Origin of the sequence: Actinomadura madurae (genome assembly GCF_047130825.1) — a bacterium.
GTDB lineage: Bacteria > Actinomycetota > Actinomycetes > Streptosporangiales > Streptosporangiaceae > Spirillospora > Spirillospora madurae.
Genome location: NZ_CP083237.1, coordinates 5,552,169 through 5,565,960, shown reverse-complemented (window position 1 = coordinate 5,565,960; position 13,792 = coordinate 5,552,169). Strand labels below are relative to the sequence as shown.

Here is a 13,792-nt window from a genome sequence, read left to right as displayed (position 1 = left end):
GCCAAGAGTATGGAGGGGGACCTCTCGTGACGTCAAGCGATCGGGGCGCGGGCGACCGGTCGCGCTACCACATCGCGGCGCTCGCCAAGGGGCTGCAGGTGCTGAGCCTGTTCGAGGGGGCGACGCTGTCCCTGCGCACCAGCGACATCGCCGCGCTGACCGGCATCCCGATGCCCACCGCGTTCCGGATCGTCTCCACGCTGGAGGACCTCGGGTACCTGGAGCGGCGGCACGACGGGTCCGTCCAGCCCGGGGTGAAGGTGCTCACGCTCGGCTCGGCGGCCATCCGGGGATCGAGCCTGGTGCAGCTCAGCGACCGCCCCCTCCGGCTGCTCGCGGCGGCGACGGGCGAGACCGTCAACCTCGGCGTCCTGGTCGAGGACCGCGTCCTCTACCTCGCCCGGCTGCGCAACGCCGACCTGGTCACCGCCAACGTGCACGTGGGCTCGACCCTGCCCGCGACCTACACCTCCATGGGCAAGGTGCTGCTCGCCTACCTGCCCCGGGAGGATCTGGAGCGCCGCGTCACGGAGGCGTCGTTCACGCCCGGCGCGGGGCCCAACGCCGTCACGGGCCCGGACGAGCTGTATCCGCAGCTGGACCAGGTCCGCCGCAACGGGTACGCCGTCCAGGACGAGGAACTCGCGCAGGGCCTGCGGTCGGTCTCGGTTCCGGTGTTCGGCGCCGGCGACGTCCCGGAGGCCGCGGTCAACGTCGCCGTGTCCGCGCAGCGGTGCTCGGAGCACGACCTGCGCGGGGACATCCTCGAACGGCTGCGCGAGACAGCCGCCGACATCACGACGAGACTGAGGACGCGATGACACGCCGCCACGCATTCACGCCCGCCGAACTGGAGGGGGACCGGCTGGCCCTCTACCGGTCGATCACCGAGGGGCCGCGCGCCCGGGGTCCCCGGCTGTTCGACCTGGTGTCGGAGTCGGGCACCCTGCTCGGGCCGTTCAACGAGTTCCTGCTGAACCCGCCGCTCGGCGACGCCCTGCAACGCCTCGGCGCGGCCGTCCGCTACCAGGGCTCGCTCTCCGGGCGGGCCCGCGAGATGGCGATTCTGGTCGTCGCCGCGGCCTGGGACTGCGCCTTCGAACGCGCCGCCCACGAGGCCGTCGGGCGCGCGGCCGGCCTCACCGAGGACGAGCTCGCCGCCATCGCGGCCGGGGCCCCGCCGGACCTCGCCGACCCTCGCGAGGCCGCCGTCCTGCGCCTCACCCGGGCGCTCGTGGGCGGCGACGTGGACGACGAGACCTGGGCGTCCTGCGTCCCGCCGCTGGACCGGGAGACGGTCTTCGAGCTGACCACGCTCGTCGGCTACTACTCCACGCTCGCCCTCCAGATGCGGACATTCCGCGTCTGAGGCGGACCCTTGACCCATCAAATGAATAATCGTTTAATTCCCTCATGGGACGCATCGCGGGCGTCACGCGGGCGGAGACGCGCGAGCGGCTGCTGAGCGCGGCGGCCGACGCGTTCGCCCAGCGCGGCTACGACGGGACGCGCGTCGCCGACATCGCGCGGGCCGCGGGCGTGAGCAACGGCGCCCTCTACGCGCATTTCGGCTCCAAGGCGGAACTGCTGGTGGCCGCGCTGCGCGTGCACGGGAAGCGGCTGCTCGCCGAGCTGTTCGCCGCCGACCCGGACCGTCCGGTCATCGACCTGCTGCTCACCATCGGGCGGGGCCTGCCCCACCGGCAGGAGCCCCGCGCCCACCTCGTCGTGGAGGCGCTCGCCGCGGCCCGCCGGGACGAGGACGTCGCCCGGCCCATGCGCGACTACGTGGGCGAGCGCGCCGGCTGGCTGGCCGGCCTGATGGACATCGCCCAGGCGGGCGACGAGATCGACCCGGCGCTGTCGCCGAACGCCCTCGCCCATTTCTGCCTGCTGCTCGCGCTGGGCGCCGCGCTCGTCCCGGCGGACATGCACGAGGTCGGGGACGAGGAGTGGGCCGCGCTGCTCACCCGGGTCGTGGCGGCGTTCGCGCCGCCCGCCCCCACACCCCAGGCGGGAGGACCACAGTGAAGGTGCGGATCGATCCGGAGCGCTGCCAGGGCCACGGCCGGTGCTACGACCTGGCCCCCGCCGTGTTCGGCGAGGACGACGAGGGCTACGGGACGGTCCTCGGCGACGGCGTCGTCCCCGAGGACGGCGAGCACGACGCGCGCCTCGCCGTCGCGAACTGCCCGGAACGGGCGATCGACGTCCTCGGGGAGGGATGAGATGGCCGCCGACGACCGCTTCGCCAAGAGCTTCGAGGAACAGCGGGAGAGTCGCCCGGAGGGCACCCGCAACGAGGTCGTCACCGGCCCGGTGGCCGACTGGGCGACCGACTTCTCCCACCTGGAACCGGAATGGGCGGCCGACCCGTATCCCATCCAGGACGACCTGCGGTCCCGCTGCCCGGTCGCGCACACCGGGCGGTTCGGCGGCGGCTGGCTGCCGACCCGGTACGAGGACGTCGCGGCGGTCGCCTACGACACCGAGCGCTTCACCTCCCGCTCGGTCGTGATGAGCAACTTCCGCCCCCCGCGCGAGGTGGCGCCGGTCGGCGTCACGCCGCCGATCTCGTCCGACCCGCCGTTCCACCACGACGCGCGCAAGCTGCTGCTGCCCGCGTTCACCAAGTCGGCGGTGCGGCGCCTGGAGCCGGCGACCCGGGCCTTCTGCCACTCCCTCATCGACTCCTTCGAGGGCCGGGACACCGTCGACGCCGCCCAGGAGTACGCCCAGCACATCCCGATCCGCGTCATCGCCGACATGCTCGGCTTCCCGCCGGAGGACGGCCCGAAGTTCCGCGAGTTCGTCGAGAACACCCTCGAAGGGGTCAACCTCCCGCCGGACGAGCGCATCGCCCGCATGGACACGCTCTTCGACTACCTCCTCGACCAGATCCGCGACCACGTCGCCCACCCGCGCGACGACCTGACCAGCTACCTGATCGACGCCGAACTGTACGGGCGCAAGCTCGACCCGTCCCACGTCTCCGGGACGATGGCGCTGCTGCTCATCGCCGGGATCGACACGACGTGGAGCGCGATCGGCGCGTCCCTGTGGCATCTGGCGAAGACCCCGGCCGACCGGGAGCGCCTCGTCGCCGAGCCGTCGCTGCTGCCCACCGCGATGGAGGAGTTCCTGCGCGCCTACGCGCCGGTCACGATGGCGCGCCTGGTGCGCGAGGACACGCGCTTCGGCGGCGTCGACATGAAGGCCGAGGACTGGGTCCTGCTGTCGTTCCCCGCGGCCAACCGCGACCCGGCCCAGTTCGACCGGGCGGGCGAGGTCGTCATCGACCGGGAGGTCAACAGGCACGCCGCGTTCGGCCTCGGCATCCACCGCTGCCTCGGCTCCCACCTGGCCCGCATGGAGCTCCGGGTGGCCCTGGAGGTGTGGCTCGAACGCGTCCCGTCCTTCACCCTGGACGACCCGTCCGCGGTGACCTGGGCCGCCGGCCAGGTCCGCGGCCCCCGCACCCTCCCCGTCCGCCTCGGCTCCCGGTAGGCCGCCACGCTTCAGGTGGACGGGCTCGGCTCGGCGTTCGGGTGGACCGGCTCGTGGTGGGTGTGGAGGCCGGTCGCCACCCGGACGAGGGCGGCGAGGGGCTGGGAGCGGCTGTGCGGGGGCCAGGCGATCACCGTGGTCACCAGTGGGGCGTCCAGCAGCGGGACGGTGGTGAGGCCCTCGTGCAGGTGGGTCCGGACCGACTCCGGCAGGACCGCCGAGGCCCGGCCGAGGGTGATCAGTTGCAGCAGTTGCGCGTGGTCCCGGACCGCCGGGCCGGGGCCGTCGGCGTACGTGCCGTCGAGACCGGGCCAGCGGGGCAGCGGCAGGCCGGGCAGCGCGGTGACGTCGGCCATGCGCAGGTGAGGCTCGGCGGTGAGCGGGTGCCCGGACGGCAGGACGATCACCTGGCCCTCCGTGTGGAGCTCCTCGGTGTCGAAGCCGGCCACCGAGTCGAACGGCCGGTGCAGCAGCGCGACGTCGGCCCGGCCGTCCCGGAGCAGCCGCTCCTGCTCGCCGGGGCCGCACAGGAGCACCTCGACGGTGACCGCGCCCGGCTCCGCGGCGTACGCGTCGAGCAGTTTCAGCAGCAGCTCGCTGGTCGCCCCGGCCTTGGAGACCAGGACCAGACCCGGTTCGGCCTGCGCGGCGCGGCGCGTGCGGCGGTCGGCGGCCGCGATCGCGTCGAGGGCGGCCCGCCCTTCGCGGAGCAGCACCGATCCGGCCTCGGTGAGCGCGACGGTGCGGTTGGTCCGCTCCAGCAGCGTGACCCCGAGCCGCCGTTCGAGCTGGCGGATCGCCCGCGACAGCGGCGGCTGCGCGATCCCGAGGCGCTCCGCCGCGCGGCCGAAGTGCAGTTCCTCGGCGACGGCGACGAAGTACCGCAGCTCCCGCGTCTCCATGACCGTCACGATACCCGCGAGGTATCACGGCCTACTCAGACGGTGTTGGAGCCCTCGCCCCGGGGGCGCGCAGGATGAACGCATGAGCGAAAAGACGATCGCGCTGGTGACCGGCGCGAACAAGGGGATCGGGTACGAGATCGCGGCCGGCCTGGGCGCCCTCGGCTGGAGCGTCGGCGTCGGCGCCCGGGACGCGGAGCGCCGGGAGGCCGCCGTGGAGAAGCTGCGCGCGGGCGGCGCCGATGCCTTCGGTGTCCCGCTGGACGTGACCGACGACGCGAGCGTGGCCGCCGCCGCGGAGCTGATCCGGGAGCGGGCCGGGCGGCTCGACGTGCTGGTCAACAACGCCGGCGTGACCGGCGGCGCGCCGCAGGAACCCACCCGGGTCGCCCCCGAGACCATGCGGACGGTCGTGGAGACCAACGTGATCGGCGTCATCCGCGTCACCAACGCGATGCTGCCGCTGCTGCGCCGCTCGTCCTCGCCGCGGATCGTGAACATGTCCAGCAGCGTCGGCTCCCTGACCCGGCAGACCACTCCCGGCGCCGAAACGGGCCCGATCGCGGCCGCCTACTCGCCGTCGAAGACGTTCCTCAACGCCGTCACCGTCCAGTACGCGAAGGAGTTGCGGGACACGAACATCCTGATCAACGCGGGCTGCCCCGGTTTCTGCGCGACCGACCTCAACGGCTTCCGCGGACACCGCACCCCGGAGCAGGGCGCGGCGATCGGAATCCACCTCGCGACCCTCCCCGACGACGGCCCCACCGGCGGGTTCTTCGAAGACGACGGCCCGATCCCCTGGTAACACCCGCCGCCCCGCTCCTGGACGCGGGACGGTTCCGGCGGCTATGAGAGAACGCATGACTCTCCTTTTCGTGTGGTCGGCATGAGCGGCGGCGGTGCGGTGTCCGTTCACGAGACGCTCGCGGTGCGCGTGGTGATCGGGCCCGGGGCGGTCGAGCGCGTCGGCGCGGAGGTCGCGCGGCTCGGGGAGCGGCGGGTGCTGCTGGTCGCCACCCGGTCCGCCGCCGGCGCCGCCGACCGGGTCGCGGCGGCGCTGGGGCCGCGGCTGGCGGCGCGGTTCGACCGGCCGGCGCCGCACACGCCGGTCGCCGTGACCGCGGAGGCCATGGGGCTCGCCGGGGACGCGGACTGCGTCGTCGCGATCGGCGGCGGGTCCGCGATCGGGCTGGCCAAGGCGCTGTCGGCGCGGACCGGAATGCCGCAGGTCGCCGTCCCGACCACCTATGCGGGCTCGGAGATGACGCCCGTCCTCGGGGAGACCGAGGACAAGGTGAAGACCACCCGCCGCGACCCCGCCCTGGCGCCCGGCACGGTCGTCTACGACCCCGGCCTCACGCTGGGCATGCCGCCCGGACTGACCCGGACCAGCGCCATGAACGCGCTCGCCCACGCCGTCGAGGCCCTGTGGGCGCCGGACGCCACGCCGGTCACCGACGCGCTCGCCACCGAGGCCTTCGCCGGCGTCCTGGGCGCGCTGCCCGGCGTGCTGGACGACCCGTCCGGCCTCGAAGGCCGGGCGCGCCTCCAGGCGGCCGGGTGGCTGGCCGGGATCTGCCTCGCGCAGACCCGGATGGGCCTGCACCACCAGCTCGCGCACGTTCTCGGGGGCGCCTTCGACCTTCCGCACGCCGAGCTGCACACGATGCTGCTGCCGCACGTGATGGCGTTCAACCTGCCGTCGGCGCCCGCCGCGGCCGCCCGGCTGGCGCGGGTGACCGGGCCCGACCCGGTCGCCGCCGTCGCCGAGCCGGCCCGCGCCCACGAGGGGCCGACGCGCCTCTCCCAGCTCGACGTGCCCCGGGGGAAGCTGCCGAGGGTCGCCGAACGGGTGGTGGCCGAGCCGTACCCGAACCCCCGCCCCCTCGACGTCGCCGCGGTCACGGAGCTTCTCGACGCCATGTGGTGAGCCATGCCCGTTCGCGCCGTTCTCCTGTATTGGAGTTGATCAATGCCCTACGATCGCTCTCCATGCGTGGACCACTGGTGCGAATCACGTCCGTCCTGCTCGCCGGATCGTCGGTGCTCGCGGCACCGGCGGCACACGCCCAGGTCATCGCCGCACCGGCGGCGGCGCCGGCCGCCGCGCCGGGGGATCTGGGCAAGGACCTCGACGCCATCCTCGCCGACGAGCGCCTCAAGGGCGCCACCGTCGGAGCCGTGGTCCGCGACGCGAAGACCGGGGCCGTCCGGTACGCGCGGGGCCCGAAGAACGCGGTGCTGCCCGCCTCGAACCTGAAGATCTACACCTCCGGTGCGGCGCTGTCGCTGCTGGGCACCGGGTACCGGTTCCGGACGAGCGTGTACGCGGGGAAGGTGGCGGGCTCGTCCGTCAAGGGCGACCTGTACCTCAAGGGCACCGGCGACCCGACGATGAAGGCCGCCGACTACGACCGGCTCGCCGCCCAGGTCGCTGCGCGGGGCGTCAAGCGCGTCGAGGGCGACCTGGTCGCGGACGACTCCTGGTTCGACGCCGTCCGCGTCCCCTCCCACTGGGACCCCACCGACCTGCAGTACTACTACGCCGGCCAGACGTCCGCGCTGACCGTCTCGCCGAACGACGACTTCGACGCCGGCTCCGTCAACGTGACGGTGGCGCCGGGCGCCGAGGGCGAGCCGGTGAAGGTCGCCCTCGCCCCCGCCACCCATGTCGTCAAGATCGACAATCGTGCGGTGACGGGCGCGCCGGGCTCGGCGTCCACCCTGTCGGTCAACCGGGACAACGGGACCAACACCATCGTGGTCAGCGGCTCCTACCCGGTCGGCGGCTCGACGTACAGCACGCTGCGCACGGTCGAAAACCCCACCATGTACGCGGCGGACGTCTTCCGCACCGCGCTGAAGGCGCACGGCGTCCAGGTCGGCGGCACGACCGAGCGCGGCCGGACGCCCAAGGGCACCGCGCGGCTCGCCACCCGCGCCTCGATGCCGCTGTCGCAGCTGATGACCCCGTTCCTCAAGCTCAGCAACAACATGATCGCCGAGACGCTGGTCAAGGCGATCGGCCGGGCGAAGAGGAACAGCGGGAGCTGGACGGCGGGCCTGCCGGTGATCGAGAAGTACGTCCGCGGCCAGGGCGTTCCCGCCGCGCGGCTCGACATGGCCGACGGGTCGGGCCTGTCCCGCAGCAACCGCACCACGTCGCAGGACCTGAGCACCGTCCTGACGAAGGCGCAGAAGGCCCCCTGGTACTCCACCTGGTACGCCGCGCTGCCGATCGCCGGCGACCCCGACCGCCTGGTCGGCGGGACGCTCACCTCGCGGATGCGCAACACCCCGGCGGCGGGCAACGTGCACGCCAAGACCGGCACGCTGACCGGCGCCACCGGCCTGTCCGGCTACGTCACCGACCAGGCCGGGAGCAGGCTGGTCTTCTCCGTCGTGCTCAACGGCTACCAGGGCGCCGCGCCCAAGGACATCGAGGACAAGATCGCCATCCGGCTGGCCGGGGGAGACCCCGCCGCCGCGACCCGGACGCTGCGCACCGCGCAGACCGGGCCGCAGCTGGAGTGCTCCTGGATCAAGCGCTGCTGAGCCGCCGTCGCTGACTACTTCTCGCCCCCGGGAACGTACAGGCGGATGTCGTCCACGTACGCCTCCCCCTCGTAGTAGTTCAGGTGCGGGTCGCCGATGATGAACGAGTCCGGGTAGGCCGAGCCCTTCGGCCACGCGTGCTCCGTCGTGTACGTCCCGGCGGGGCCTTTGTGGACGAGCCTGCGGTCGAACCTGCCGTCGTACTCGCCGGGCGTCTGGTTGTAGTGCCAGATCGGGCGGCCGTTCTCCACGAAGTCGTGGTGGACGCGCAGCGTCCGCTGCCCCGAGTGCAGGAACGGCCCGCTCATCTCCAGCGTGTACCCGGTGCGGTCGCGCTCGATGGCGAACCGGTAGGCGGCCTTGGGCAGCAGCTCCGGACGGATCTCGGCGCTGGTCAGGTGGCCCTCGAACTTGCCGCCCGGCCCGTAGCGCTCGTCCATTGACGCGTTCCCGCAGGCGGTCTTGGCGTAGTACTCGTTGCTGATGTTGTTGTTGGCGGCCTCGCGGAACCGGTCGCCGCGCGGGAACAGCGCGTTGACGCCGTTGAAGGTGCCGTCGAACGTCCGGTACATCCGGCGGGTCTTCGGGTTGCAGGTCGCGGCGTTCTTCCAGCGGGCGTCGTCGCTGTAGTAGCCGTCCATGATGACCTTGCGGCGGAAGTGGATGCCGGGGTTGCCGTGCGGCGCGGGCGTCGCGTAGTCGAGGATCGTCAGGTAGTAGAAGCCGTTCTCCCTGGTCACGTCCGGGTACTGGCAGCGCTTCTTGCCGGGGATCGCGCCCTGGAACGTCCACGGGTACCGGGTCTTGCAGGGCTCCCGGGTGTAGCCGTTGTGCCGGCCGTTGTAGTCGAACGTGCCGTGCCGCTTGCCCCCGAAGTCGATGCCGCGCAGCGTCATCTCCACGCGGTAGTGCCGGGGGAGCGGGCGGGTGGGCCGGATCAGCACCCCGGCGTCCCAGCTCGGCTCGGAGATCCGCGCGACCCTCTGGCCGCCCGGCAGCGAGGCCCTGGAGACCCCGGGACGGGAGTCGGGGCGCCCGTCCCTGTCCTTGTCGACGGCCGCGACCTCGGCGGTGAGCCACCCCTTCCGCCCGAACGCGACGCGCTTGCGGAACACGTTCAGCGTGTCGAGCCGCCGCTGGAACCGCCGCCCGCTGATCTTCTTCCAGGCCTCGCCGTCGTCGTCGAACGCGTCGACGTGCCAGGGGCTGCGCGGCCCCTGCGGGTCCAGGCGCCACGCCGCGCCGTCCACCCGCAGCGGGCGGTCGAACCCCTCGCGGGCGACGAGGACCCACCTGTCCTCCGCCCGCGCCGGCCATGCGGCGGAGACGGCCGCCACCGCGACCGCCCCGGCCGCGGCCGTCACCTTCCCGCGTGCCCTCATGGCGCGCCTCCCCCCGAACACAACCGCGCCGCGCCCGGTCGGCGCGGCTCGCACGGACCCTACGGCCGCCCGGCCGCCGCCGGAGGCGGCTCGACCCGTCCTGGACGATCTCTTGCCCGCGCCCTTAACCCGCCCATGCGCGTCCGGGTAGGTCATTGACCGGGGAACTCCGGCATGCCTAGCGTGTCACTGGCGTAACCGACTATGTCAGTGACGACAGGGGGAGGGTGAGGGCGATGATCCTGCGCGCCGCACGACCGGACGACGTGCCGCGGCTGGCTCCGCTCTGGCGGGCGGCCTGGCTCGACGGGCACGTCGGCCATGTGCCGGACGAGCTGATGGCGGTCCGCGGGCCGGAGCACTTCGAGGCCCACGCGAAGAAGTACGCGCCGTCGACGGTCGTCGCGGTCGACGTGGAGGACCGCCTGCTCGGGCTGATCATCCTCGGGGACGACGACGGCGAGGTCGTCCAGCTGGCCGTCGACCGGTCCGCCCGCGGCGGGGGCGTCGGCGGGGCGCTGCTGCGAGCCGCGGAGGAGCGGTTCTCGGGGCGGCACTCCGAGGCGTGGCTCGCGGTCGTGCCGGGCAACACGCGGGCGCGCCGGTTCTACGAGTTCCACGGATGGCGCGACACGGGGCCGATGACCTACTCGGCGCCCACGGCGACGGGCCGCGTGGACGTTCCCGTGCACCGGTACGTCAAGCCCCTCGGATGACGACGCCGAGGCCTGGCTATTGACGATGTCGCCGAAATTGTTAACAATCTCGGCATCAGTCATGGCGACATAAGGGGCAGGGATGACCGACCATCCGAAGCCGTCCGCCCGCGCCCGGGACCTCGTCCGGGGCGGGTACGACGTGCACATCCACGTGGCCCCGGACGTAATGCGGCGCCGCATCGACGACCTCACGCTCGCACCGAGGTTCGCCGAGGTGGGACTCGGCGGATTCGTGCTGAAGTCGCACTACTTCCCCACCGCGGAGCGCGCCGCCGTGGTCCGCGCCGCCCACCCCGGGTTCGGCGCGGTCGGGGCGATCACGCTCAACGGGTCCGTCGGGGGCATGAACCCCGTCGCGGTCGAGCTGGCCGGGCGCGCCGGCGCGCAGTTCGTCTGGCTGCCGACCGTCGACAGCGCCAACCAGCGCGAATGCACGGCGCATGACCCCGAAGGGGCGCGTCCGCCCATGTGGGCGCAGCTGCAGGACGAGCTGCGCGCCGACGGCATGGCCGCCGACCCCGTGGACGTCGTCGACGCGGGCGGGAAGGTCAACGACGCCACCCGGCAGGTGCTCCGGGTGATCGCCAAGCACGACATGACGCTCGCCACCGGCCACCTCAGCACCGCCGAGATCGGCACCGTCGTGGACGCCGCCGTCGAGGAGGGCGTGCGGCGCATCGTCGTCACCCACCCCGAGTTCACCTCCCAGCGGGTCGGCGTCGAGCGGCAGCGGGACCTCGCCGCCAAGGGCGCCCTGATGGAGCGCTGCTTCACCACCCCTTACACCGGCAAGGTCTCCTGGGACGTCTGGGTGGAGAACATCAGGGCGGTCGGGCCGGAGCACTCCGTCCTGTCCAGCGACCTCGGCCAGCCGTTCAACCCGCCTGTGGAGGACGGGCTGGCGCTCATGGCGGACCGGCTCCTCGCCGAGGGATTCACCGAGGAGGAGGTGCGGACCATGGCGGTCCGCAACACCCGCCGACTGGCCGGCGCCGACAAAAGCGATGTCTCCCGAGGGGGGACGACCCCCCACACCCCCCGGGGCGCCTCCGGCGCCGATGATGCCGAGGAGGCCCGGCGATGACCGAGGTCCTGAAGATCAAGAATCTGAGCAAGCAGTTCGTCAAGGACGATCGGGGGATCGTCGCGCTCCGCGACTTCAGCCTGGACGTCGCCGAGGGCGGCTTCGTCAGCGTGCTCGGCCGCAGCGGCTGCGGCAAGTCCACCATCCTCAACCTGCTCGCCGGGCTCATCCCGCCCACCTCCGGCGAGGTGCTGTACCGCGAGAAGCCGGTGTCCCGGCCGCGCGTCGAGGTCGGCTACCTGACGCAGTCCGACACGCTGATGCCCTGGCGGGACGTCCGGCGCAACATCGAGATGCCGATGGAGCTGCGGAAGGTGCCCGCCCGCGAGCGCCGGAAGCGGGCCGAGGAGCTGATCGAGCGCGTCGGCCTCCGCGGGTTCGAGAAGCACTACCCGCGCGAGCTGTCCGGCGGCATGCGGCGGCGGGTCAGCCTCGCCCGGATGCTCGTCGGCGACCCCGAGACCCTGCTGATGGACGAGCCGTTCGGCGCCCTCGACGCCCAGCTGCGCTCCGACCTGCAGAAGGAGCTGCTCCGGCTCTGGCAGGGCAGCGGCCAGACCGTGGTGTTCGTGACGCACGACATCGAGGAGGCCCTGCTGCTCGGGGACCGGGTGGTCGTGCTCGGCCGCCTCGGCCGCATCGTGCTGGACGAGGAGATCGGCCTGCCCCGGCCGCGCGACCCCGACGAGATGCGGGTCGACGCCCGCTTCGTCGCCCTGCACCGCAAGCTGACCGACGCCCTGAGGGAGGGAGCGCGATGAGCGCGGAGACCAAGCCCGTCCCGGACGTCGACAACGGCGGGGCACCCGAAACCGTCCCGATCGAACGCGGATTCATGGGCAAGTACGGCGGCACGGCCGGCGTGTGGGCCGCCCGGGTCGTTCTCGTGGTGGCGGTGCTGCTCATCTGGCAGTGGGCGGCGGACCGGTGGTTCGACGTCATCTTCACCAGCAGGCCGTCGGAGATCTGGGAGCGCCTCGTCGAATGGCACGAGGACGGCGTCCTGTGGTCCAACACCTGGGTCACCATCCAGGAGATCGCCTACGGGTTCGCGCTGGGCGCGGCGCTCGGCGTGGTGATCGGCTTCGTGCTGGCGTCCGCGAGCGTGCTCTACCGGGTGCTCGACCCGTTCATCATGGCGCTGTACTCGATCCCGAAGGTGGCGCTGGCCCCGCTGTTCATCGTCTGGTTCGGCATCGGCATGAACATGAAGGTGTTCCTCGCCGCCGCGACCGTCTTCTTCCTGGTGTTCCTCAACACCGTCGCGGGCGTCCGGGAGGTGGACCGGGGGCTGATCGACGCGGTCCGGCTGATGGGCGGCGGGCGGGCGCACGTGCTGCTCAAGGTCGTGCTGCCCGGCTCGATGACCGGCGTTCTCACCGGCCTGAAGGTCGCCATCCCGTACGCGCTGATCGGCGCGGTGATCGGTGAGCTGGTGGCGTCCAACCGCGGCCTCGGCTACCTGATCAACGACGCCGCCGCGCAGTTCGACACCGCCGGGGTGTTCGCCACGCTGGTCGTGCTGAGCGTGATCGCCGCCGTGCTGAACCTGCTCGTCGGGCTGCTCGACCGCAGGCTGAGCCGCTGGAAGCCGCTGGAGGCCCGCCGATGACGCGCGCCCCGGTCAGGCGCCTCACCGCGGCGCTGCTCGCCCTCGTCCTGGTGGCCACCGGGTGCGCCAAGCGCACGTCCACCACCCCGCCGGGAGTGCTGAACGTCGGCCAGATCAGCAACTCGATCGCGTTCTTCCCGCTGTACGTCGCCGAGCAGAAGCACTACTTCGAGCAGGAGGGCGTGCGGCTCGGCGACCGTCCGCGGCTCGGCACCGGGGCCAAGGTGGCGGCGGCGCTCAAGTCCGGCGGGATCGACGTCGGCGCGGGCGTCCTCACCGACGCCCTCAACCTGCGCCGCATCGACAACGGGACGCGCCTGGTCGGCGACCTCGTCGACCGGTATTACGTCGACGTCATCGTGAGCCCGGACTTCCCGGGCGCGCCCGCGTCCGCCCCGCTGGACGACCGGATCCGCGCCCTGCGCGGCAAGAAGATCGGCATCACCGGCCCCGGCAGCGGCACCGAGGCGCTCATCACCTACCTTTTCCAGCGGGTCGGGATGCGGTCCGACCGGGACGCCGAGCTGGTCAACCTCGGCGCCAAGGCCACCTCCGCCATCGGCGCGCTGAAGACCGGCCGGGTGGACGCCCTGTCGTTCTTCCAGCCGATCGCGCAGCAGGCCAAGGCCGCGGGCGCCGGGTCGCTCTACATCTCCCCGGTCCGCGGCGACATCCCCGGCTTCCAGAACACCACGCACGGCGTCGTCTTCACCACCCAGCGCCTCATCGACAAGAAGCGCAAGGAGATCGCGGCCTTCCAGCGCGCCCTCGCCCGAGCGCAGCGCGACATCCACGACCACCCCGAGGAGATCCCCGCCCTGCTGGCCGGCTACCTGAAGGGCACCGACCCCAAGGCCCTCGCCGAGCTGCCCCCGATCATCCGGCGGGAGATCCCCCCGCAGATCGGCTTCACCCGCGCCTCGTTCGACTCGGCCATCCAGTTCCACCGCAGCACCGGCCTGGTCAAGCGCCTCCCGACCTACGAGGAGGTCGTCCCGCCGAATCTGCGGATCTCGGCGAACTCCTGA

General features: G+C 72.7%; 15 protein-coding genes. 13 read left to right on the top strand and 2 right to left on the bottom strand.

Features of this window, described 5'->3' with window-relative positions:
• Window positions 1-26: 26 nt before the first annotated feature.
• From K8Z49_RS25100 to K8Z49_RS25080, 5 genes are read left to right on the top strand one after another with little or no spacing between them, the layout of a single operon-like run.
• Window positions 27-821: an IclR family transcriptional regulator gene (locus K8Z49_RS25100; RefSeq protein WP_412515374.1), complete on the top strand. Its 795-nt coding sequence runs from the start codon at window positions 27-29 to the stop codon at window positions 819-821.
• Complete coding sequence (locus K8Z49_RS25095) at window positions 818-1,369, top strand: carboxymuconolactone decarboxylase family protein (RefSeq protein ID WP_412515373.1); 552 nt, start codon at window positions 818-820, stop codon at window positions 1,367-1,369. Before K8Z49_RS25100 ends, K8Z49_RS25095 begins: the two co-directional genes overlap by 4 nt.
• 44 nt (window positions 1,370-1,413) lie before the next feature.
• Window positions 1,414-2,031, top strand: coding sequence for a TetR/AcrR family transcriptional regulator (locus K8Z49_RS25090; protein WP_021599569.1), 618 nt, complete (start codon window positions 1,414-1,416; stop codon window positions 2,029-2,031).
• Window positions 2,028-2,228, top strand: a complete 201-nt coding sequence (locus K8Z49_RS25085; protein WP_021599570.1) for a ferredoxin — start codon at window positions 2,028-2,030, stop codon at window positions 2,226-2,228. The genes K8Z49_RS25090 and K8Z49_RS25085 overlap by 4 nt, the downstream gene beginning before the upstream one ends.
• Before the next feature lies 1 nt (window position 2,229).
• On the top strand, window positions 2,230-3,507 hold the full coding sequence (locus tag K8Z49_RS25080) for a cytochrome P450 (RefSeq protein ID WP_021599571.1): 1,278 nt from the start codon (window positions 2,230-2,232) through the stop codon (window positions 3,505-3,507).
• Between the two features lie 11 nt (window positions 3,508-3,518).
• On the opposite strand, the gene K8Z49_RS25075 is transcribed toward K8Z49_RS25080, so the two are convergent.
• The gene (locus K8Z49_RS25075) at window positions 3,519-4,409 is read right to left on the bottom strand and encodes a LysR family transcriptional regulator (protein WP_021599572.1); all 891 of its coding nucleotides are present in this window, start codon (window positions 4,407-4,409) and stop codon (window positions 3,519-3,521) included.
• An 82-nt stretch (window positions 4,410-4,491) separates the two neighbouring features.
• Between K8Z49_RS25075 and K8Z49_RS25070 the strand changes: the two genes are divergently transcribed.
• From K8Z49_RS25070 to dacB, 3 genes are all read left to right on the top strand, one after another.
• Window positions 4,492-5,217: an SDR family oxidoreductase gene (locus K8Z49_RS25070; protein ID WP_111830607.1), complete on the top strand. Its 726-nt coding sequence runs from the start codon at window positions 4,492-4,494 to the stop codon at window positions 5,215-5,217.
• Window positions 5,218-5,298: 81 nt separating this feature from the next.
• Window positions 5,299-6,342 (top strand): maleylacetate reductase, encoded by a 1,044-nt coding sequence (locus K8Z49_RS25065; protein ID WP_412515372.1) that lies wholly within the window; start codon window positions 5,299-5,301, stop codon window positions 6,340-6,342.
• Between the two features lie 62 nt (window positions 6,343-6,404).
• On the top strand, window positions 6,405-7,967 hold the full coding sequence (gene dacB, locus K8Z49_RS25060; protein WP_412515371.1) for a D-alanyl-D-alanine carboxypeptidase/D-alanyl-D-alanine-endopeptidase: 1,563 nt from the start codon (window positions 6,405-6,407) through the stop codon (window positions 7,965-7,967).
• A 14-nt stretch (window positions 7,968-7,981) separates the two neighbouring features.
• Here the strand turns inward: dacB and K8Z49_RS25055 are convergent, their stop codons facing one another.
• Window positions 7,982-9,349, bottom strand: coding sequence for a hypothetical protein (locus K8Z49_RS25055; RefSeq protein ID WP_412515370.1), 1,368 nt, complete (start codon window positions 9,347-9,349; stop codon window positions 7,982-7,984).
• Window positions 9,350-9,585: 236 nt separating this feature from the next.
• On the opposite strand from K8Z49_RS25055, the gene K8Z49_RS25050 reads away from it, so the two are divergent.
• The 5 genes from K8Z49_RS25050 to K8Z49_RS25030 all read left to right on the top strand — a co-directional run bounded on the left by K8Z49_RS25050 (window position 9,586) and on the right by K8Z49_RS25030 (window position 13,792).
• Window positions 9,586-10,065 (top strand): GNAT family N-acetyltransferase, encoded by a 480-nt coding sequence (locus K8Z49_RS25050; protein WP_412515369.1) that lies wholly within the window; start codon window positions 9,586-9,588, stop codon window positions 10,063-10,065.
• Window positions 10,066-10,147: 82 nt separating this feature from the next.
• Window positions 10,148-11,152, top strand: a complete 1,005-nt coding sequence (locus K8Z49_RS25045) for a DUF6282 family protein (protein WP_412515368.1) — start codon at window positions 10,148-10,150, stop codon at window positions 11,150-11,152.
• Window positions 11,149-11,913 (top strand): ABC transporter ATP-binding protein, encoded by a 765-nt coding sequence (locus K8Z49_RS25040; RefSeq protein ID WP_021596392.1) that lies wholly within the window; start codon window positions 11,149-11,151, stop codon window positions 11,911-11,913. The genes K8Z49_RS25045 and K8Z49_RS25040 overlap by 4 nt, the downstream gene beginning before the upstream one ends.
• A complete protein-coding gene (locus K8Z49_RS25035; RefSeq protein WP_021596393.1) occupies window positions 11,910-12,764 on the top strand; it encodes an ABC transporter permease in 855 nt (284 codons plus the stop codon). Before K8Z49_RS25040 ends, K8Z49_RS25035 begins: the two co-directional genes overlap by 4 nt.
• Entirely contained in the window at window positions 12,761-13,792 is a 1,032-nt protein-coding gene (locus K8Z49_RS25030; protein WP_412515367.1) for an ABC transporter substrate-binding protein, read from the top strand. The genes K8Z49_RS25035 and K8Z49_RS25030 overlap by 4 nt, the downstream gene beginning before the upstream one ends.